The organism is Streptomyces sp. NPDC085900 (assembly GCF_044540925.1).
GTDB lineage: Bacteria > Actinomycetota > Actinomycetes > Streptomycetales > Streptomycetaceae > Streptomyces > Streptomyces gilvifuscus.
Genome location: NZ_JBITSP010000007.1, coordinates 384971 through 405254 on the forward strand (window position 1 = coordinate 384971; position 20284 = coordinate 405254).

18 protein-coding genes, 1 tRNA gene and 1 pseudogene are annotated in these 20284 nt (G+C 71.2%); 12 read left to right on the forward strand and 8 right to left on the reverse strand.

Features of this window, described 5'->3' with window-relative positions:
- Positions 1 to 196 precede the first annotated feature (196 nt).
- From ACIGDI_RS25735 to ACIGDI_RS25750, 4 genes are all read left to right on the forward strand, one after another.
- Positions 197 to 1528 carry a ferric reductase-like transmembrane domain-containing protein gene (locus tag ACIGDI_RS25735; protein ID WP_399901188.1) on the forward strand — a complete coding sequence of 444 codons (1332 nt, stop codon included), beginning with the start codon at positions 197 to 199 and terminating at the stop codon, positions 1526 to 1528.
- 45 nt (positions 1529 to 1573) lie between these two features.
- Entirely contained in the window at positions 1574 to 2161 is a 588-nt protein-coding gene (locus tag ACIGDI_RS25740; RefSeq protein WP_399900841.1) for an FMN-binding protein, read from the forward strand.
- A 52-nt stretch (positions 2162 to 2213) separates the two neighbouring features.
- Positions 2214 to 2738, forward strand: a complete 525-nt coding sequence (locus tag ACIGDI_RS25745) for a GNAT family N-acetyltransferase (RefSeq protein ID WP_399900844.1) — start codon at positions 2214 to 2216, stop codon at positions 2736 to 2738.
- Positions 2739 to 3051: 313 nt separating this feature from the next.
- Positions 3052 to 4599: a M4 family metallopeptidase gene (locus tag ACIGDI_RS25750; RefSeq protein ID WP_399901190.1), complete on the forward strand. Its 1548-nt coding sequence runs from the start codon at positions 3052 to 3054 to the stop codon at positions 4597 to 4599.
- Positions 4600 to 4636: 37 nt separating this feature from the next.
- On the opposite strand, the gene ACIGDI_RS25755 is transcribed toward ACIGDI_RS25750, so the two are convergent.
- Entirely contained in the window at positions 4637 to 6043 is a 1407-nt protein-coding gene (locus ACIGDI_RS25755) for a M1 family metallopeptidase (RefSeq protein ID WP_399900847.1), read from the reverse strand.
- A 38-nt stretch (positions 6044 to 6081) separates the two neighbouring features.
- Here ACIGDI_RS25755 and ACIGDI_RS25760 point away from each other — a divergent pair, with 38 nt between their 5' ends.
- Complete coding sequence (locus tag ACIGDI_RS25760; protein WP_399900850.1) at positions 6082 to 6582, forward strand: hypothetical protein; 501 nt, start codon at positions 6082 to 6084, stop codon at positions 6580 to 6582.
- A 22-nt stretch (positions 6583 to 6604) separates the two neighbouring features.
- On the opposite strand, the gene ACIGDI_RS25765 is transcribed toward ACIGDI_RS25760, so the two are convergent.
- Both ACIGDI_RS25765 and ACIGDI_RS25770 read right to left on the reverse strand, forming a co-directional pair.
- The gene (locus tag ACIGDI_RS25765; RefSeq protein WP_399900852.1) at positions 6605 to 7225 is read right to left on the reverse strand and encodes a hypothetical protein; all 621 of its coding nucleotides are present in this window, start codon (positions 7223 to 7225) and stop codon (positions 6605 to 6607) included.
- Between the two features lie 4 nt (positions 7226 to 7229).
- Entirely contained in the window at positions 7230 to 7967 is a 738-nt protein-coding gene (locus ACIGDI_RS25770) for a pentapeptide repeat-containing protein (RefSeq protein WP_399900855.1), read from the reverse strand.
- A 187-nt stretch (positions 7968 to 8154) separates the two neighbouring features.
- Here ACIGDI_RS25770 and ACIGDI_RS25775 point away from each other — a divergent pair, with 187 nt between their 5' ends.
- A complete protein-coding gene (locus tag ACIGDI_RS25775) occupies positions 8155 to 9123 on the forward strand; it encodes a zinc-binding dehydrogenase (protein WP_399900858.1) in 969 nt (322 codons plus the stop codon).
- Positions 9124 to 9179: 56 nt separating this feature from the next.
- Positions 9180 to 10682, forward strand: coding sequence for an MFS transporter (locus ACIGDI_RS25780; RefSeq protein WP_399900861.1), 1503 nt, complete (start codon positions 9180 to 9182; stop codon positions 10680 to 10682).
- A gap of 86 nt (positions 10683 to 10768) precedes the next feature.
- Here the strand turns inward: ACIGDI_RS25780 and ACIGDI_RS25785 are convergent, their stop codons facing one another.
- The 3 genes from ACIGDI_RS25785 to ACIGDI_RS25795 form a co-directional block, all read right to left on the reverse strand.
- The gene (locus ACIGDI_RS25785; RefSeq protein WP_399900863.1) at positions 10769 to 13402 is read right to left on the reverse strand and encodes a glycosyl hydrolase; all 2634 of its coding nucleotides are present in this window, start codon (positions 13400 to 13402) and stop codon (positions 10769 to 10771) included.
- Positions 13403 to 13517: 115 nt separating this feature from the next.
- Positions 13518 to 14927: an NAD(P)/FAD-dependent oxidoreductase gene (locus tag ACIGDI_RS25790; RefSeq protein WP_399900865.1), complete on the reverse strand. Its 1410-nt coding sequence runs from the start codon at positions 14925 to 14927 to the stop codon at positions 13518 to 13520.
- 10 nt (positions 14928 to 14937) lie between these two features.
- Positions 14938 to 15594 (reverse strand): rhomboid-like protein, encoded by a 657-nt coding sequence (locus tag ACIGDI_RS25795; RefSeq protein WP_399900868.1) that lies wholly within the window; start codon positions 15592 to 15594, stop codon positions 14938 to 14940.
- Here ACIGDI_RS25795 and ACIGDI_RS25800 point away from each other — a divergent pair.
- A complete protein-coding gene (locus tag ACIGDI_RS25800; RefSeq protein ID WP_399900871.1) occupies positions 15593 to 16516 on the forward strand; it encodes an aminoglycoside phosphotransferase family protein in 924 nt (307 codons plus the stop codon). The two genes, ACIGDI_RS25795 and ACIGDI_RS25800, sit on opposite strands and share 2 nt — an antisense overlap.
- A 10-nt stretch (positions 16517 to 16526) precedes the next feature.
- Positions 16527 to 17024 (forward strand): GNAT family N-acetyltransferase, encoded by a 498-nt coding sequence (locus tag ACIGDI_RS25805; RefSeq protein ID WP_399900874.1) that lies wholly within the window; start codon positions 16527 to 16529, stop codon positions 17022 to 17024.
- Between the two features lie 20 nt (positions 17025 to 17044).
- On the opposite strand, the gene ACIGDI_RS25810 is transcribed toward ACIGDI_RS25805, so the two are convergent.
- A tRNA-Thr gene (locus ACIGDI_RS25810) sits at positions 17045 to 17118 on the reverse strand.
- 217 nt (positions 17119 to 17335) lie between these two features.
- Here ACIGDI_RS25810 and ACIGDI_RS25815 point away from each other — a divergent pair.
- The 3 genes from ACIGDI_RS25815 to ACIGDI_RS25825 all read left to right on the forward strand — a co-directional run bounded on the left by ACIGDI_RS25815 (position 17336) and on the right by ACIGDI_RS25825 (position 20001).
- Positions 17336 to 18472, forward strand: a complete 1137-nt coding sequence (locus ACIGDI_RS25815) for an ABC transporter ATP-binding protein (RefSeq protein WP_399900877.1) — start codon at positions 17336 to 17338, stop codon at positions 18470 to 18472.
- Positions 18473 to 18701: 229 nt separating this feature from the next.
- Positions 18702 to 19160 carry a hypothetical protein gene (locus ACIGDI_RS25820; protein WP_399900880.1) on the forward strand — a complete coding sequence of 153 codons (459 nt, stop codon included), beginning with the start codon at positions 18702 to 18704 and terminating at the stop codon, positions 19158 to 19160.
- A 109-nt stretch (positions 19161 to 19269) separates the two neighbouring features.
- Complete coding sequence (locus ACIGDI_RS25825; RefSeq protein WP_200703754.1) at positions 19270 to 20001, forward strand: nucleotidyltransferase family protein; 732 nt, start codon at positions 19270 to 19272, stop codon at positions 19999 to 20001.
- Positions 20002 to 20026: 25 nt separating this feature from the next.
- Here the strand turns inward: ACIGDI_RS25825 and ACIGDI_RS25830 are convergent.
- A pseudogene (locus tag ACIGDI_RS25830) lies at positions 20027 to 20203 on the reverse strand (ABC transporter permease); the annotation flags it as partial.
- Positions 20204 to 20284 lie beyond the last annotated feature (81 nt).

A 20284-nucleotide genomic window follows, 5' to 3' on the forward strand; every position in this document is an offset into this window, starting at 1 on the left:
ACGCCGGGGAAAGCGGGCCCGCTGGGCACCTCGCACGGCAGACGGCACAGCGGCCGCACCCCACCCCCACCGACTGTTTTCGGCCATCTGGCCGGTGTACGGTGCCGGGCACTGAGCAAGGACGGGGGCCAAGGCGAGCAAAGGAAAGACGGCCTTGACGACCATCCAGCACAGCCGGGCGGGACGGCGGCAGACCATGCGCCGGATCCGCCGCCGGCGTTCACCCGCCGCACCCCTGCTCCTGCTCTTCTGGGCAGGAGCCGCCGCCGTGGTGTGGCTGTGGTGGCGGAGCACCCCGGCCGTCGCGGCGACCACGGCCGACCGGCTGGTGAACGCGGGCCGCATCACCGGACTGCTCGCCGGATACGCGATCGCCCTCGTGATCGCCCAGATGGCACGCGTCCCCGCGCTGGAACGCCGCGTCGGCTCCGACCGCGTGGTGCGCTGGCACGCCCGCGGCGGCCGTTACGCCCTCTCGCTGACCCTCGCCCACGTCGTGCTGATCCTGTACGGGTACGCCCTCCAGGCGAACACCGGCATCGTGACGCAGACGGTCTCCGTCGTCACCGGCTACCCGGACATGGTCGAGGCGACGGTGGGCACCGTGCTGCTGCTCCTCGTCGGCTTCGTCTCCGCAGGCGCCGTACGGCGCCGTATGCGCTACGAGACCTGGTACTACCTGCACCTGCTCACCTATGCCGCGGTCTACCTCGCCTTCTGGCACCAGTTGACGACGGGCGACCAGTTCGTCGGCGACGCGACCGCCCGGACGGCCTGGTACGCCCTGTACGTCACCGTCGGCGTCCTGGTGCTGTGGTACCGCGTGCTCACTCCGGTGCGGCTCAACCTCCGGCACCGGATGCGGGTCGAGGCGGTGGTGCGGGAGGCGCCGGAGATCGTCTCGGTGCTGATCCGCGGCCGGCGGCTGCACCGGCTGGGCGCCGAGGCCGGGCACTTCTTCCGCTGGCGGTTCCTCACCAAGGGCCTGCGGTGGACAGCCAATCCCTACTCCCTCTCCGCACCGCCCCGCCCCGACCTGCTGCGGATCACCGTCAAGGCCGTCGGCGGGCACAGCTCGGCGCTGGCCGGCCTCAGGCCAGGCACACGGGTGTGGGCCGAGGGCCCGTACGGGGCGATGACGGCGGCCCGTCGCAGCCGCGGCAAGGTGCTGCTGCTCGCGGGCGGCGCGGGCATCACCCCGCTGCGCGCCCTGTTCGAGACGCTGCCCGGCGCGGCCGGGGACCTGACGCTGCTCTACCGGGCCCGCACGGCCGAGGAACTGGCGCTGCGCGAGGAACTGGAGGCCATCGCGGACGAACGCGGCGCCCAGCTGCTCTACGCGGTCAACAGCCCGGACGGACGGCGGCCGGCGATCACCGCGAAGATGCTGCGCCGGATTCTGCCGGATATCGCCCGCCACGACGTGTATCTGTGCGGGCCGCCGGGGCTGGCCGAGGAGTCGTACACCGCACTGCGCGAGGCAGGTGTGCCGCACCGCCGTATCCACCACGAGTCCTTCGAGTTCTGAGGCGCGACCTGTGACACGTCCTACCGCTGACGCGCTGGAGCTGCCGTGAGGAAGAAGCATCCGTTCCGCCACGCCCTGCTGGCCGGCGCCGGCGCCGTTTCCAGCGTCGTGCTGCTGCTCGCGCTGAAGCCGACCACCGACCCGGGACTGGCCAAGGCCGACACCCCCGCGCCCACGCTGACGGCACAGGCCTCGGCGTCCGCGCACTCCGCGTCGGCGTCCCCGTCGCCGTCGAAGACGCCCGAGAAGAAGCGCACCCCGACGTCCTCCGCGAAGCCGTCGCACTCGGCGTCGGCCGCCCCCGCCAGAACCGGCAGCGCTCCCTCCGCCCCGAGGACCACCGCGGCCGCGCCCACGACGCGCACCGTCACCGGGGCGACGGCCCAGACGCAGTACGGCCCCGTCCAGGTGCGGATCACCCTCACCGGAAGCAGGATCACCGGGGCGAGCGCGGTCCAGTACCCCGACGGGGCAGGCCGCAGCCAGCAGATCAACGCGACGGCCGTCCCCAAGCTCAACCAGGAGACGCTGCAGGCGCAGAGCGCGAACATCGACACGGTGTCCGGAGCGACGTACACCAGCGGGGGCTACAAGCAGTCGCTGCAGAGCGCGTTGGACAAGGCCGGCGCCTGAGCGCGCGTAAAGCGGGCGCTCTGTGCCCGCCCGCCCGGGTAGCGTCCGCCGCATGATCCTCGAACGGCTCGTGCCCACAGACGGCGCCCTCCCCGGCGAGCTCCTGACCGAACTGACCGCCCTGTACGCCTCCAACCACGCGTTCCACGCGCTCAGCGGCGAGTTCCCGGACCCGGACGACATCCGCCCGGAGCAGGTGGCGACCGCACTGGCCGACGACCTGGCGCATCCGGACGCCGAGGTGCTGCTCGCCCGCAGCGAGGGGCGGCTGGTCGGCATCGCCATCACCCTCGCCCACCACCCCGACCCGGCCGACCCGGACCCCTGGATCGGCCTGCTGATGGTGGACGCGACCCTGCACGGGCGGGGCCACGGACGGCGGTTCGCCGCGCTCGTCGAGGACGGCTTCCGAAGGGCCGGCCGCACCGCGGTCCGCCTCGCCGTCCTGGAGAACAACCCCAAGGCCCTCGCCTTCTGGACCAGCCTCGGCTACGAGGTCATCGCCCACCGCCCCGACCGCGACCTCGGCCGCCCCTGCGCGGTGTTGCGCAAGGAACTGAACCAGCCGCCCGCGTGAGCGCGCGCTCGTCCCCGGGGGCGCCCAGGTGTGACGTTCCCGCCGCCAACTGCGCTTGTGCTAAGTGGAGTTGCACCCCTCCACCCCGTCCGCATAGCGAACCCCGCGTCACGCCATTCGGATACGAACGCGTAAATTCTTGACGGCGGTCTGTCAAACAGATCGTTCAGATGGCAACCTCTCCTCGCTCGCCGCAACTCTGTGCCCCGCCTGTGCCACACCTGTGCCTCAGCCATGAGGCCGGCTCGAAGGAGACCGAGTGAGACAGCGTTCCCGTACGCTCCGCACCGCCGCCCTGATCGGCTCCGCCGCGATGGTCGTGCTCGCCCTGCAGAACGGCGCCGCCACCGCCGCGCCCGCGCACTCCAGCGGCGCCACCGCCCTCCCCCTCACCGCCTCGGCCCGCGCCGCCGCGCTCAGGTCGGCGCAGGAGGCCGCCGGTTCGACCGCCCGGGAGCTCGGGCTCGGCGCGCAGGAGAAGCTCGTCGTCCAGGACGTGGTGAAGGACGCGAACGGCACCGTCCACACCCGCTACCAGCGCACCTACGCCGGCCTGCCCGTCCTCGGCGGCGACCTGGTCACGCACGTGGCGAGGAACGGCACCCTGAAGGGCGTCACGAAGGCGACCAAGGCCCGGATATCCGTGGCGTCGACCGACGCCTCCGTGTCCGCCGCCTCCGACAGGAAGACCGCCCTCGCGGGCACCGGCTCCTCGCACGCCACCACCCGCAAGGTGATCTGGGCGGCCGGCGCCAAGCCCGTCCTCGCGTACGAGTCGGTCGTCAAGGGCCTCCAGGACGACGGCACCCCGAGCGAACTGCACGTGATCACGGACGCCGCCACCGGAAAGAAGATCTTCGACTACCAGGCCGTCGACACCGGCACGGGCACGGCCATGTACAGCGGCAGCGTGACCCTGGGCACCACCGCCTCCGCCTCCGGCGGCTACGACCTCGTCGACGGCGGACGCGGCGGGCACAAGACGTACGACCTGAACGGCGGCACGTCCGGCACCGGCACCCTCTTCCACGACGCCGACGACACCTGGGGCGACGGCACCGCGGCCAACCGCCAGACCGCCGCCGTCGACGCGGCCTACGGCGCCGCCGTCACCTGGGACTTCTACAAGTCCGCCTTCAACCGCAACGGCATCGCGGGCGACGGCCGGGCCGCGTACTCGCGCGTCCACTACGGCAACGCGTACGTCAACGCCTTCTGGGACGACACCTGCTTCTGCATGACGTACGGCGACGGCCAGGGCAACGTCAAGCCGCTGACCTCGCTCGACGTGGCCGGGCACGAGATGAGCCACGGGCTGACCGCGGCCACGGCGGGGCTGAAGTACAGCCGTGAGTCGGGCGGCCTGAACGAGGCCACCTCCGACATCTTCGGCACCTCGGTGGAGTTCTTCGCCAACAACTCCTCCGACCCCGGTGACTACCTCATCGGCGAGAAGATCGACATCAACGGCAACGGCACCCCGCTGCGCTACATGGACAAGCCCAGCAAGGACGGCAAGTCCGCCGACTACTGGTCGCGCAACGTCGGCCGCCTCGACGTGCACTACTCCTCCGGCGTCGCGAACCACTTCTTCTACCTGCTGAGCGAGGGCAGCGGCGCGAAGACGGTCAACGGGGTCTCGTACAACTCCCCGACCTACGACGGCTCGACGGTCACCGGCATCGGCCGCGCCAAGGCCGACCAGATCTGGTACCGGGCCCTGAGCACGTACTTCACGTCCTCGACCGACTACGCGGGCGCCCGCACCGGCACCCTGAAGGCGGCGAGCGACCTGTACGGCGCGGGCAGCGCGGAGTACAACGCGGTGGCGGCCGCCTGGAAGGCCGTCAACGTCAACTAACCCGGCACAGCTGGGTATTGAGCAGGCCGGGTCGCCGTCACGGGTGGTCCGGCCTGCCCTTTCCGTACAGCCAGTCCTTCCAGATCGCGCCGAAGTCCTTGTCCGGGGCCTTCTTCTCGACGTACGCGGTGAACTCGGCGGTGTCCGCGTTGCCGTGGCGGTGGGCCGCGGCCCAGCCCTGGACGATGTCGTAGAAGGTGTCGTCGCCGACGGTCCGGCGGATCTGCTGGAGGACCATCGCGCCGCGCACGTAGACCGGGGCGTCGGAGATGTGGGCGGCGCTGCTGGGTCGGGCCGGCGGGAAGGACCAGAGGTCGGGGTACTCGTCCTCGCCGTGTGCGTAGAGGTGGTCGAAGGTCCGCTGGGCGGTGTCGCCGCCGTGGTCCTCGTCCCACAGCCATTCCGCGTACGTCGCGAAGCCCTCGTTGAGCCACATGTCCCGCCAGGTCTTCGGCGTGACGGAGTCGCCGTACCACTGGTGGGCGAGTTCGTGGACGAGGGTGCCGGTGTCGGGGGCGCCGGGGAAGACGGGCCGGTTCTGGGTCTCCAGGGCGTATCCGGCGTCCTGCGGGCGGTCGACGATCGCGCCGGTGGAGGAGAAGGGGTACGGGCCGAAGTTGTACTCCTCCCACTCCATGATCTCGGGGAGCTTCGCCAGCACCTTGCGGGCCGACTTCGCCTCGGTCGGGTCGACGGCGACGTACACCGGCAGGCGGTCCTTGCCGATGGTGGAGCGGGTGATGTCGTAGTGGCCGACGGCGACCGTGGCGAGGTAGCTCGCCATCGGCTGGGCGGTGTGCCAGGTGAAGGTCGTACGGTTCCCGCCGGTCCGCTCGCCGGTCGGCTCGCCGTTGGAGACGGCCTGCAGGCCCTTCGGCACGGTGATCGCCATGTCGTACGTCGCCTTGTCGGAGGGGTGGTCGTTGCCGGGGAACCACGCCATGGAGCCCGTCGGCTCGCCCAGGGCGAGGGCGCCGTCGGCGGTGGGCAGCCAGCCCTCCTGGGAGCCGTCGGGGTCGGTGACGGTCTCGGGGGTGCCGGAGTAGCGGACGGTGATGCGGAAGGTCTCGCCCGCGTCGATGTCGTCGTGGGGGCGGACGGTCAGCTCCTGGCCGGTGCGGTTGAAGCGGGCGCGCCTGCCCTCGACGGTGACGTCCTCGACGTCCATGCCCTTGAGGTCGAGGTCGAAGGCGGTGAGGTCCTTGGTGGCGCGGGCGGTGACGGTCGCGGTGCCGGAGAGCCGGCCGCCTCGGCTGCCCTTGACGGGGGTGTAGGCGAGTTTCAGGTCGTAGTGATCGACGTCGTAGCCGCCGTTGCCCGCCTTCGGGAAGTACGGGTCGTGCACGCCGGAGCCGCCCGGGGTGCCGTGGACGCCGCCGGAGCAGGCGGTGACGGTCAACAGGAGGGTGACGGCGGCCGGGACAACGGGCGCGAAACGGGACACGTCAGAGATCCTATGCGGGGCGTGACACCATCTCGTACGTGCTCGACATCGGTTACGCCCTCTCCAACCGCTTCCCGGATCCGCCTCAGACGGACTACCGGCGCGTGGACGTCCACGCCCTGCGTCACGACCTGTTCTGCGGCGACGTCTATCTCGCCGACACCAAGCAGGACCGGGAACTGTCCACAGCCTGGGGATGGGTGCCGGTGCTCGACTTCGCGTGGGCCCTGTGCGACATCGTGGAACGGCTGGACCGGGATCCGGCGGGCTCACGTGCCTCCCGGCCGCAGCGCGCTGAGCTGGACTTCACCGAGTCCACCGACCGCATGCTCTTCGAGCGCCGCTTCGGCTGGGTGGACATCGAGGCCGACTGGATGCCGGCCGAGGAGGCTCCGCTGACCTTCTCCCACGCCGAACTGCGCCGCGAGGCCCGCGACTTCCTGCACGACCTGCTCGCCGACCTGGTCGACCTGCACGAGGACCTCGGCGAGAACCCGGCGATCTGGAGCCTGCAGGCCCGCTTCCCGAGGGTCTCCTGACGGTGAGGGCCCCGAAGATCTCCTAGCCGATCGCCAGCAGTTCCTCCGCCTTCGTCTCGTGCGGCAGGCCGCCCAGGGAGAGGTAGTGGTAGCCCGTGCTCAGCCGGCAGGCGTTCAGGCCGAGGCAGAGCATCGCGTCGTAGTGCTGGGTGTTGGCGAACACGTACCGTCCGTCCTGGCCGTCGCCCGGGTCCAGGGGGGTGCCCCGCAGCACGGACTCCAGCGCCTCCCGGTCCACGGGGCCGAAGGCCAGCGGAACGAAGGCCTCGGGGGCGGCGCCGACGGGCTCGGGGAACTCGAACGCCCCCACCTCCACCGGGTTCCCGCCCTCGTCGGTCGCCGGTTCGTCGAAGTACCCGGGCCACGAGTCGTAGGCGTGCCTCAGCTCCCCGTCCGCGTACAGATGCATGATCAGCACGTCCGAGTCGAAGACGTACGATCCCAGCGCCGGCGCCCCCAGCAGCCGGCTCAGCGGCCCGGCGAGGTCCGGCGCGTCGGTCTCCGGATCGGGGTAGACCGCGGTGTGGCCGGGGCCGACCGGCAGCGCGAACCCCCGTATCCCCCTCCCGTCCGGCCCGCCGAGCAGCGGCACCACCTCGTCGCACGCCCGCGCCACGACCACGTTGCCGTAGAAGCTCCCCACTGCGTCAGCCTTCCACCCGGATCCCCATCTGGGCCGCCAGCACCGGCGCCAGATCCATCAGTTGGGACGGACTGATCACCGCCCCGGCCAATCTCTCCACCCCGGCCGAGATGTCCAGCTCGGCCGCCGCTCTCAGATCGACGTCCTTCAGCTCGACCCCGGTCAGGTCGGCCCCCTTGAGGACGCAGTCGACGAACTCCACCCGCTCCAGCCGGGCGCCCCCGAAGTCCGGCTCGACCAGGACACAGCTCTCGAAGACGACGTCCTTGAGCCGGGCCGCGCGCAGGTTCAGGTAGTCGATCTTGCCGCCCCGGACCAGCACCCGTTCCAGCACGGCGCCGTGCATCTGCACCCCGCCCAGGCGGGCGTCGACCAGCTCCACATCCCGCAGCGTCGACTCCGCGAGATCCGTGCCCACGCCCCGCAGCCCCGTCAGGACGGAGTCGAGTACGCGCGCCTGGTGCAACCGCGTCTCGTCCACCGCGCACCCCGTCAGCGCGCAGTCCAGGAACCGGGCGCCTCCGCCGTCCTGGCCGGCGAAATCCGACTCCCGGAACTCCAGACCATCGTAGTCCCCGTCCGGCTCCAACTCCCCGCCGTCGAAGGGTCGTAGATCGTACAGCCGCAGTTCGGGCCGGCGCGCCGCCTTCACCGCCGTACGCCGCGCACCCCCGAAGCCGCCACCGGGGCCACCCCCGGGGCCGCCGTCCTCACCCGTCCTGCCCGTCGCACGCCTCACCATGCCCCCATGCTGCACCCCGCCACTGACAATCGCCCTGACCTGCGACGACACCCCACATGTCACATTCCGGGCGCGGGAGGAGTCCTATGCATCGAGAACGCCCCACCGGCGCGCTCACCACTTGACCTCAACCAATGTCGAGGTTGGAGAGTCGGATGCCTACGACACCGCACACAGGGAGTCCGTCATGCACGCCATCCGCCTGTACGCCTTCGGCCCGCCCGGGAACCTGACCCTGGAGGAGATCGACGACCCGGTGCCGGGCCCCGGCCAGGTCCGGGTCGCGGTCGCGGCCGCGGGCGTCCATCTGCTCGACACCGCCCTGCGCGAGGGCGTCCAGGGCCCCCTGCCCGAGCTGCCCGCCCTGCCCACCGTGCCCGGCCGCGAGATCGCCGGTGTCGTGGAGTCCCTCGGGGAGGGCGTCGCCGGGCTGTGGCTGGGCAGGCGTGTGGTCGCCCACCTCGGTTTCGCGCCCGGGGGCTACGCGGAACTGGCCGTCGCCGACGTCGACCGGGTGCACGAGATACCGGGGAACCTGGACTTCGCCGAGGCCGTCGCCATGATCGGGACGGGCCGTACGGCGATGGGGATCGTGCAGTTCGCCGAGCTCGGCCCGGACGCCGTCGTCGTGATCCCGGCGGCCGCCGGCGGCATCGGAACCCTGCTCGTGCAGTACGCGAAGCATACCGGGGCCCACGTCGTGGGCCTCGCGGGCGGGCCGGAGAAGACGGCCCGCGTCCAGGCCCACGGCGCCGATCTCGCCGTCGACTACCGCGACCCGCAGTGGCCGGACAAGGTCCGCGCCCACCTCGGCGGCCGGCCCGCCACCCTCGTCCTCGACGGCGTCGGCGGCGAGGTCGCCCGGCAGGCCGTCGGCCTTCTCGGGCCGGGCGGCGGGCACCTCGTCTTCGGCTGGTCCGCCGAGGGCATCCGCGACGGCTCGCCCTACCTGGTCGACGGCGTCTCCGAGCAGGTCCTGGGCCCGGTGATGCTGCGCAAGGCCTCCCTGCAGACCCTCGAACTCCGCGCCCTCGCCGAGGCCGCCGCCGGCCGGCTCAGCCCGGCCGTGACGCGCTTCCCGCTCGCCGAGGCGGCGGCCGCGCATCACGCACTGCAAACACGCCGCACGATCGGAAAGGTGGTCCTGGAGCCATGACCAGCCAGAAGCCGCTCCCAGATGCGATACGCCCCGATACATGGTCTTCTGACCAGATGAGCGTCACCCGAACAGCGGAGGCCGGCAGCCCCGCGGCCGCCGATCCCCGCCGCTGGTGGGGCCTGGTGGTCATCGCGCTCGCGCAGCTCATGGTGGTCCTGGACGCGACCATCGTGAACATCGCATTGCCTTCCGCACAGAGCGACCTGGGCATGTCGGACGCCAACCGGCAGTGGGTGATCACGGCCTACACGCTGGCCTTCGGCGGCCTGCTGCTGCTCGGCGGCCGGATCGCCGACCTAGTCGGACGCAAACGGACCTTCATCATCGGGCTCATCGGCTTCGCCGCCGCCTCCGCGCTCGGCGGCGCCGCCACCGGTCCGGGCATGCTCTTCGGCGCCCGCGCGCTCCAGGGCGCCTTCGCCGCGGTCCTGGCCCCCTCCGCCCTGTCGCTGCTGACCACGACGTTCACCGACCCGAAGGAGCGCGGCAAGGCCTTCGGCATCTACGGCGCGCTGGCCGGCAGCGGTTCGGCGATCGGCTTCATCGTCGGCGGCCTGCTGACCGAGTACCTGAACTGGCGCTGGTGCCTCTACGTCAACATCCCGATCGCGATCGTCGCCGTCTTCGGCGCCTTCGCCCTGCTGCACGACCGCCCGGGCCGCACGGGCGCCCGCCTCGACGTGCCCGGCGTACTGCTGGGCTGCGGCGGACTGGTCGCGATCGTCTACGGCTTCTCCGAGGCCCAGCCGCGCGGCTGGGGCGACCCGCTGGTGCTGACGCTGTTCGCGGTGGGCGCCGTACTCCTGGCGACCTTCGTGTGGTGGCAGTCCCGGGCGCCCATGCCGCTGCTGCCGCTGCACATCGTCAAGGACCGCAACCGGGCCGGCTGCTTCCTGACCATGGGGCTCGCGACCATCGGCATGTTCGGGCTGTTCCTGTTCATGACGTACTACCTGCAGGTCGTCCTCGGCTACTCGCCCGTGAAGACGGGTCTGGCCTTCCTGCCCCTCACCGCCGCGATCATCACCGGCTCCACGCAGATCTCCGCGCGCCTGATGAACCGCGTGCCGCCGCGGATGCTGATGGTCCCCGGCATGATCCTCGCGGCGGGCGGCATGCTGCTGCTGACGCGGATGACGATCCACTCGTCGTACACCACCGAGATCCTGCCCGCCCTGCTCCTGATGGGTCTCGGCATGGGCCTGACCTTCATGCCGGTCTTCGCCACCGCCACCGCGGGCGTCGCCCCGCAGGACTCCGGGGTGACCTCGGCGACCGTCAACACCTCGCAGCAGGTGGGCGGTTCGATCGGTACGGCCCTGCTGAACACGATCGCCACCAGCAGCAGCGCCACCTACATCGCCGCCCATCTGCACAACCCGGCCCAGCGGGCCCTGGTCGCCAAGGAGGGCGTGGTGCACGGCTACACGGTCGCCATCTGGTGCGCCGCCGGGATCATGCTGCTGGCGGGGCTGCTGGCGGGGCTGATGGTGACGGCCAGGGCGCCCAGGCACGGGGCGCCGGCCGAGGCACCGGTGCCGGAGCCGGTGGCATAGAGGTACCGCCGCACCGGGGGCACAGAGACGGGGAGGGGCCGCACGGACCGCGGGCCCCTCCCCTTCCCGTTCACCGCCTCAGCGGCTCACCGCAGTTTGCGGGTGTCGATCGCCCAGATGCCCCTTCCGTGCGTGGCCGCGTACAGCCGTCCGTCCGGGCCGGTGCGCAGCTGCATGACCGCGGTGGTCGGCAGGTTGTCGCCGGCCACCCGCCAGGTCTTCGAGCCCGGCGTGCGCACCAGCACCCCGAGGTCCGTGCCCAGCGCGATCGTGCCGCTCCTGAGCAGGGCCACCGAGTTGGCGGGCACGTCCGGCAGGTTCCCGGAGACGTCCTTCCAGGTGACTCCGCCGTCCCGGGTCTCGAAGAGGTGGCCGACGCCCGCGCCCGGGCCCTCGGTCCACTTGCGGGAGAAGCCGTTGACGGCGAGCAGGACGTGGTCGGAGTTCTTCGGGTCGATGGCCAGACCGGAGAGGTAGCGGTTGGGGACCGTGCCGTCGACGGGAAGGCTCAGCTGGTGCCAGCCGGTGCCGTCGGCGTTGCCCACCGCGATGCCGCGGGTGAAGCCCTGGTTGTTGCAGGGGCCGCACCAGGCGGCGTACACCCTGCCGCCGGAGGAGGCGACGGCGGTGGCCGTGTGGCCCTCGCCGAGGTCGTAGGCGCCGAACCACTCGGTGCCGCTGCGGATCGCGTAGCCCTTGGTGTTGATCCACACGTGCCGGCCGCCCGCGACCCAGGTGCCCGAGTCCTTGATGTCGGCGTTCAGCGGGGCGATGAAGCGCGCCTCGCCGGTGGCGCTGTCGGGCGGGGCGACGGAGTACGTCGTCGCCTTCGACGGGTCGGTGACCCAGCTTCCGTCGTTCACGGCGCAGTTGTTGGTGACGGAGACCGCCAGGTAGACGTACTCCTGGGCGATGTTGCACCCGTTGGCCGGATCGGTGATCGTGTCGCCGCCGTCGCCGCCGAAGTTGGAGCCCATCACCCGGTCGCCGGGGCGCAGTTGGGACTGGCCGTTGTCCTGCAGGCCGCCGGTGACGGCGAGGCCCTTCCTGTTCGGGTCGACGCCGACGCCGACCGAGTAGTACTGCAGGGCGTCCATCGTGCCGTCGTTCAGGGACTTCCAGTCGGTGGCGTGGCCGGAGGCGTCGGCGCTGCCGTTCAGCGGCCGGCGGAAGGTGCCGCCGTCGTCGCCGACGACGACGTAGGGCGCACCGCCGTTGCTGCCGATCGCGACCGAGTGCTGGTCGGCGTGGACGGTCTGGTGGCAGTCACCGGTCTGCTTGGCCGGGTCGATGGACCAGCAGGGGAAGCCGAAGTTCCAGTAAGGGCCGGGGACGCTCCAGTTCTTGCCGCCGTCCTTGGTCTCGAAGACCTCCTCCAGACCGGCGTAGACGTGGTCCGGGTTCTTCGGGTCGACGGTGAGGAACTGGTTGTACCAGGCCTGGATGCCGGGCTGGTAGCCGGCGCCGGTGAGCGCGGAGCCGGAGTCGCGCAGCTGCTGGTAGGTGGCGATGCGGGTCCACGGGCCGGTCGGTGAACCGGACTTGGAGACGAAGATGCCCTCCAGGCCGCTGTCCGGGTTCTCCGCGGTCTGCTCCGGCGACTGGTCGATGGCGTAGTACCGCGAGCCGTCCGCGCTGCGCGCGAAGGTGACGTTGCCGACGTCCTCGGCGTTGCTCGGCAGGTCGCCGAGGCCGGTGAGCCGCTGCCAGCTCCCGCCGGACCTGGCGTAGAAGCCGTTGTAGGTGTCCCCGCCGCGCCAGCCGACGGCCAGCACGACCTTGCCCGGGTCCTTCGGGTCGACCGCGATGTCGCTGGTGATGTTCTTGTACGGCGCGCTCGGGTCGCTCGCCTTCGAACCGCCCGGCAAATAGTCCGGGTTGGGCGCGAACTCCAGCTTCCAATGGCCCTTCAGGGTCTTGGCGGAGTGGCTCCACACGCCCGCGGTGGTGGCCGCCCACACCTTGTCCCCGGCGAACCGCAGGGCGTTGATGGAGGTGGACTCCAGTTCGTCGCCGCCGACCCGGTCGCGCTTGCCGAACTTCCCGTGCCGGGGGTCGTCGAGGACGTAGACACCCGTGCCGAGGAAGGAGGTCGCGCTGGTGTTGGCCTCACCGGTGGCGTACCAGAGGCGGCCGTGGCCGTCGAGTTGCAGGTCGCCGGTGGACAGGGCGGGCAGCCGGTCGGAGATGTTCGTCCAGTGGCCGCCGCCGGTGCGGGAGCGGAACACACCGCCGTTGGCCGAACCGGCGTACACATAGCCGTGGTTGTCGGCCGCCAGCCCGGTGACCCGGCCGGTCACCTTTCCGGCGCCGCCGCTGGAGTTGGAGTTGATGTCCCGGTAGCGCGGGTCGTCGGAGTCGTACGGCAGCCGCGTCACGTCGTCCCAGCCGCCGTGCGTGTGCGGCAGCCCCTTCAACGCGTCGTACGCCGCCCCGTACGCGCCCGGCGCCACGATGCCCGGCGAGGTGCGCGCCTCCGCGTACTGATCGGCCTGCTCGGCCTCCTCCTGTGCCTCACCGCCGTCCTCGTCCCCCGCCTCGGCGGAAGCCGACAGGCCCTTCTGCTGCTGATGCAGAAGGGCCTGCTGATGGAGTTCCCGTACGCCGAACGGGCTGATGCGACCGGACGACGCCTGGGCCTGAGTGATCGTCAGTCCCAGTGCCGCCGACGTGGCCAGCACCACCCATACACGTCTTCTTCGCCGGCCAGTGCCTGTCATGAAGTGCCCTCCCCTTGGAGCGGTGACATGAGCTGGCCAACAGCTTTGACGGGAAGAGAGCCCTGAGAGCTTCCTGTGAACGCAATCAGCCGGTAAAGAAATCCGGCCAAGATCGTCAGTGCCGGCCCGCCACCCGGTCCGCGAACCGCGCCAGCCTCGACGACTGGACGCCGTGGCCCGTCCGTTCCCGCTCGTCGGCCGCCCGGTAGGTGGCGTACATGCCCTGCACGCCCAGCCAACGCAGCGGCTCCGGCTCCCACTTGCGCACCTTGTGCCCGACCCACGGCAGCTCGGTCAGCTCCGTCCGCTGCCCCTGCCCGGAGTCGAGCTGCACCAGATCGCGCAGGGTGCGCGCGGCGAGGTTGGTGGTGGCCACGCCCGAACCGACGTAGCCCCCCGCCCAGCCGAGGCCCGTCGAGCGGTCCAGCGTCACCGTCGCGCACCAGTCCCGCGGCACCCCGAGCACCCCCGACCAGGCGTGCTCGATCCGCACCCCGGCCAGCGACGGGAAGAACCGGACGAGGATCTCGCGCAGCGCCTCGACGGTCGCGTCCTGCGTCCGCCCGTCGTTGTCGGTGCGCGACCCGAACCGGTAGGGCACCCCGCGCCCGCCGAGCGCGATCCGCCCGTCGGCGGTGCGCTGCGCGTACATGTACGCGTGCGCCATGTCCCCCAGCGCCTCACGGCCCGCCCAGCCCACCGACTCCCACTGCGCCTCGGTGAGCGGCTCGGTGGCGATCATGGAGGAGTTCATGGGCAGCCAGGTGCGCCGCTGTCCCTTCAGAGCGGCCGTGAACCCCTCGGTGCAGCGCAGCACGTACGGCGCGCGGACCGTCCCGTACGGGGTGACCGCGTGCTTGGGCCGGATCTCCGTCACCGGCGTCGACTCGAAGATGCTCACCCCGAGGGCCTCGACGACGGCCGCGAGCCCCTTGACCAGCTTCACCGGATGCAGCCGCGCGCCGTGCGGGGTCCAGCTGGAGCCCACGGCGCCGGCGACCCGGATCCGCTCCGCCGTCTCCCGGGCCCCGTACAGCTCACGGTCCTTCTCCCCGTACGCCGCCTCGTGCTCGTGGAACGCCTTCAGCCGGGCCAGCTGCGCCGCCGTGGTGGCCGCTTCGAGCACCCCGCCCTTGTGGACGCCGGCCTCGATCCCCTCTTCCGCGGCCACCCGGACGACCTCGTCCACGGTGTCGTTCATGGCCTTCTGCAGACGTACGGCGGCCTCGTGGCCGTGCAGCTTCGCGTACCGGTCCCGCCCGGCGATCCCGTTGTAGAGCCAGCCGCCGTTGCGCCCCGAGGCGCCGTACCCGCAGAACTTCTGCTCCAGGACGGTGATCCGCAGAAACGGCACCGCCTTCTTCAGGTAGTACGCGGTCCACAGTCCCGTGAACCCGCCCCCGACGATCACCACATCCGCCGTCGCGTCCCCGACGAGCGGCTCCCGCACCACGGGGAAGCCGTCGTCGGCGTACCAGAAGGAGATGCCACCGTTCACGACGCCACTGCTCGCCAAGCTGCTCATGGCCGGGACGCTAACCCCTCGAAGCGGCCACTGTCTCCTTCGGATTCCATGCTTTTCCACGCCCCCTGACCAGCGGATAACACGCCAGTCCGATCACCACGGACACGAAGTGCCCCAGGTCGGTGAAGGTCGGAGTGGACAGCAGCGGCACCCCGTAGACGACGAGCACGACCGCCAGGTACAGGTACCGCCAGGGCGGCGCGATCCGGTAGACGAGCACGGCGACGACCCCGGCCAGGGCGTAACTCACCCCGATGTCGAGCGTGTTGACCGCGGAGTGCGGCGCCATTCCGTCCCGGATCGCCTTCAGCAGCGCCAGCTCGCTGATCAGCGTCGCCAGCACGTGCGCGGCCACGCACACAAGCAGCCACCGGAGCGTCCCCAGCCAGCGTTCGGCCTGCGCGTGGAAGACGGTGTAGAGGACGGCGTACGGCAGCCAGTGGCCGCTGTCGATCCACATCGCGCTCTGCACCAGCACCCGCACAGGGTCGTTCGACAGCTCGTGGATGTTCGTGGACCGCTGCCGCAGGAACTGCTCCTCGAACTCCGGGGACATGTGGTGCAGCGCGACCGTGGTGACGAACAGCACCGCCAGCCACACGTACGTGCCGGGGGCACTGCGGACGTAGGCCCGTGCGTGATCGCCGAAACCCCGGAAAATTCCCATGAGGCGATTCACGCACGCAAGTATCGTCGCGAGGGTGATCGACATCCCGGGCGGACTGGCGGCCGCGCAGGAGAGGTTCAACGGCGAGGCGGGGCGTGCCTTCGTCGCGGGGCTGCCGGCACTCGCGGAGGACTTCCTCGGACGGTGGGTCCTGCGCCCGGACGGGGACCCGATGCACGGCGTCAGCGCCCTGGTCCTGCCGGTCCTGCGGGCGGACGGCACACCCGCCGTTCTCAAGCTCCAGTTGCTCGACGAGGAGAGCGAGGGCGAGCCGGTCGCGCTGCGCGCGTGGGACGGCGACGGAGCCGTACGTCTGCTCGACCACGACCCGGCCACCGGCACCATGCTCCTGGAACGCCTCGACGCGGGCCGCATGCTCTCCACCCTCCCCGGCACCCGGGAGGCCGTCCTGGTCATCGCCCGGCTGCTCGCCCACCTGACCGCGCTGCCCGCCCCGCCCGCCCTGCGCCGCCTCGGCGACATCGCACGGGCCATGCTGGAGCGGACACCCCGGGCCCTGGAGCGCGTCCCGGACGCCGGGGCCCGCCGCCTGATCGCCGACTGCGCCGCCGCCGTACGGGAAGTCGCCGGCGAACCCGGCGACCGCCTCCTGCACTGGGACCTGCACGACGAGAACGTCCTGGCCTCCGACCGCGCCCCCTGGCTGGCAATCGACCCCAAGCCGCTGGCCGGCGACCCCGGCTTCGAGCTCTGGCCCGCCCTTCACAACCGCTTCGAGGCCGACGAGATCCGCTGGCGCTTCGACGCCATGACCGACGTCCTCGCCCTGGACCGCGCCCGCGCCCGCGCCTGGACCCTGGGCCGCCTCCTGCAGAACGCCCTCTGGGACATCGAGGACGACCGCCCCCTCGACCCCCACCAACTGGAAACCGCCCGCCGCCTGCGCGACCACCACGGCTAGCCTCGGCGGCATGATCCGCACCGCTACCGTCGCCGACGTCCCCGTCGTCCACGCCCTGGTCCGTGAACTGGCCGACTACGAGAAGTTGCTCCACGAGGCCAAGGCCACCGAGGAACAGCTGCGCGAGGCACTCTTCGGCGAGCGGCCCGCCGTCCACGCCCACATCGCCGTCGACGACACCACCGGCGAGCCCGTCGGCTTCGCCCTGTGGTTCCTCACCTTCTCCACCTGGCGCGGGGTCCACGGCATCTACCTGGAGGACCTCTACGTCCGCCCCACCGCCCGCGGCGCCGGCCACGGCAAGGCCCTCCTCGCCGAACTCGCCGCCATCTGCGTCGAGCGCGGCTACCAGCGTCTGGAGTGGGCCGTCCTGAACTGGAACGCCCCGACGATCGCCTTCTACGACTCCCTCGGCGCCCGCCCCCAGGACGAGTGGACGACGTACCGCCTGACGGACCAGCCACTGACGGACCTCGGCCGCGGAACACGAAAGCCCAGGCCGGAATAGACCCGGCCTGGACTTCTCGGAGCCCCCTGTCGGATTCGAACCGACGACCTACGCATTACAAGTGCGTTGCTCTGGCCAGCTGAGCTAAGGAGGCCTGGGGGCGTACGTCCCGTACGCGCCCGTGGCAGTGTACCCAGGTCGCAGCCGCCCCCTGTCGAAAATTTCCGCGAAGTTCACATGCCGACAGGTACTGACATCCGGCTGAACGCCAGGTACCGTCCTGTGCCAGTTCACCCTCGTGGACTACACCACCACCTTCCTACAACGGATCGTCCGGCACGTTCCTGCCGGTAGAAGGGGGCCCATTCACCATGGCCACTGTTACGTTCGACAAGGCGACCCGGATCTACCCGGGCACCGAGAAGCCCGCCGTCGACGGTCTGGAGATCGAGGTCGGGGACGGCGAGTTCCTCGTCCTCGTCGGCCCGTCCGGCTGCGGCAAGTCCACCTCGCTCCGGATGCTCGCGGGGCTCGAGGACGTCAACGCCGGCGCCATCCGCATCGGCGACCGCGACGTCACCCACCTGCCGCCGAAGGACCGGGACATCGCCATGGTGTTCCAGAACTACGCGCTGTACCCGCACATGACCGTCGCCGACAACATGGGCTTCGCCCTGAAGATCGCCGGCGTCAACAAGGCGGAGATCCGCAAGAAGGTCGAGGAGGCCGCGAAGATCCTCGACCTCAGCGAGTACCTGGACCGCAAGCCGAAGGCGCTCTCCGGCGGTCAGCGCCAGCGTGTCGCCATGGGCCGCGCCATCGTGCGTGAGCCGCAGGTCTTCCTCATGGACGAGCCGCTGTCGAACCTCGACGCCAAGCTCCGGGTGTCCACCCGTACGCAGATCGCGTCGCTGCAGCGCCGTCTGGGCATCACCACCGTCTACGTCACCCACGACCAGGTCGAGGCCATGACGATGGGCGACCGCGTGGCCGTCCTCAAGGACGGTCTGCTCCAGCAGGTCGACTCCCCGCGCAACATGTACGACCGCCCGGCGAACCTCTTCGTCGCCGGCTTCATCGGCTCCCCCGCCATGAACCTGGTCGAGGTGCCGATCACCGACGGCGGTGTGAAGTTCGGCAACAGCGTCGTCCCGGTCAACCGTGACGCCCTGAAGGCCGCCTCCGACAAGGGCGACAAGACGGTCACCGTGGGTGTCCGTCCCGAGCACTTCGACATCGTGGAGGAGGGCGGCGGCGCCGCCGCGACCCTCACGAAGGACACCGCCGACGCCCCGGCCGGTCTCGCGGTCTCGGTGAACGTCGTCGAGGAGCTCGGCGCCGACGGCTACGTCTACGGCTCCGCCGAGGTCGGCGGCCACACCAAGGACCTCGTCGTGCGTGTCGAGGGCCGCCGGGTGCCGGAGAAGGGCTCCACGCTGCACGTGGTCCCGCGTCCGGGCGAGACCCACGTGTTCTCGACCTCCACCGGTGAGCGCCTGACCGACTGACGTCAGCCGACGCCGGTACGAAACCACCGACCGGGGTGAAATCCCCCAGGTTGACGAAGAGGGCCCCGCGACCTGCTGCGGGGCCTTTTTCGTTGTCGACAAATACCCCGGCAAGTCGGTCATTTCGAGCGTCGTACGTCAACGCCGTACCCAAAAAGGGGCACCACTTCATCCCCCGAAACGGTGACTAAATGTCGCCAAATCATTACCGGGCGCTACCCTCACTCGCGTGAAGCACTCCACTAACCAACAGACGCGACGCGGCCAGGGCCCCGCCCGCCGGGTCGGCCGCACCCTCGCCCTCGTCCTGCCCGTCCTTCTGGTGCTGTCCGGGACCCTCGCGGTCACCCGGGTCAACTGGACGGGGAGCCCGTCCAACTCGGTGCTCACCGCATCAGACGCGATCGACGACGCCAAGAGCGGCGCCGCGGCGGTTCACCGTGCCCCGCAGGACGTGCTGCGCGACCGGCTCCTGACGGAACTGCAGGACGAGAACCCCGGCGTGGTCCTGACCCACCTCCAGCAGGCCGTGGCCGAGCGCCCCTCGCTCGCCGAGCACTGCGTCTCCATCGCCCGCGCCCTGGGCCGTGCCGCGGCGCGCGTGTACGGGCCGACCCGGGCTCAGTCGTACGCCCGCCCCGTCTGCGACACGTCCTTCGCCTCGGGCGTCGTCGCCGCGCAGGGCTGACGCGGCCGACCCTCCTTCGGTTCGGTTCCGGTTCGGAGGAGGGTAACGGCTGATTAAGGATGGGCCGCCGGATCGAGCGGCACGCGGGCCGCGCCGTACAGTTCCGTCCATGACCCATCCGACCACCGCGTCCCGCCCCGTACAAGCCGTCGTCCTGGCCGGAGGCCAGGGTTCCCGGCTGCGCCCCTACACCGACGACCGGCCCAAGCCGATGGTCGAGATCCCCGGTACGGGGACGCCGATCATCGGCCACCAGCTCGTCTGGCTGGCCGAGGAGGGCGTGACGGACGTCGTCATCAGCTGTGGTCATCTCGCCGAGGTCCTGCAGGACTGGCTGAAGTCCGCCGACCTCCCCGTGCGCGTCACGACGGTCGTGGAGACGGAGCCGCTCGGACGCGGCGGCGGCCTGAAGTACGCGGCCGCCCACCTGCCCCACCCCGACCGGCCCTGGTACGCCACCAACGGCGACATCTGGACGCGTTTCTCCCTGCGGGACATGGCCGACTTCCACACCGAGCGGGACGCCGTCGCCACTCTGGCGCTGGCCCGGCCGCGGATTCCGTGGGGCGCGGTGAAGACCGACGGGTTCGGCCACATCACGGACTTCATCGAGGCGCCGCCGTCGACCTTCGAGATCAACGCCGGTGTGTACGTGTTCTCGCCGGAGTTCGCCGGGCTGCTCCCGGAGCGCGGGGACCACGAGCGGACGACCTTCCCCCGGCTGGCCCGTGAGCGGCGGCTGGCCGGCTTCCCGATCCCCCAGGGCGCGTACTGGCGTGCCATCGACACGGCGAAGGACCTGACCGAGGCGGCGAAGGAGCTGGCGGCCCTGGGACGTTGAGCCCCAGGGCCGCCGGCCCCCGCTTCGCGTCCCTCACTTCGAGGCGGACGGCCACGCCGACCGCGCCGACCAGCAGCACGCTCATCACCGCACTGCGGCACGCTGCCGACGACGTGCCCGATGAGCACCGATCCGCGTGGATGGCCGTCGTCCGGAAGCGGGCGATGATGCCCTCGTTCATGTCCGTGGCGACGGACACCGCACCAAAAGGGGCCCCGCACAGGTGCGGGGCCCTCTCGTCGCATGGGCCGCTCGTCTCAGCCGGTGGGCTCGCCCAGGATCC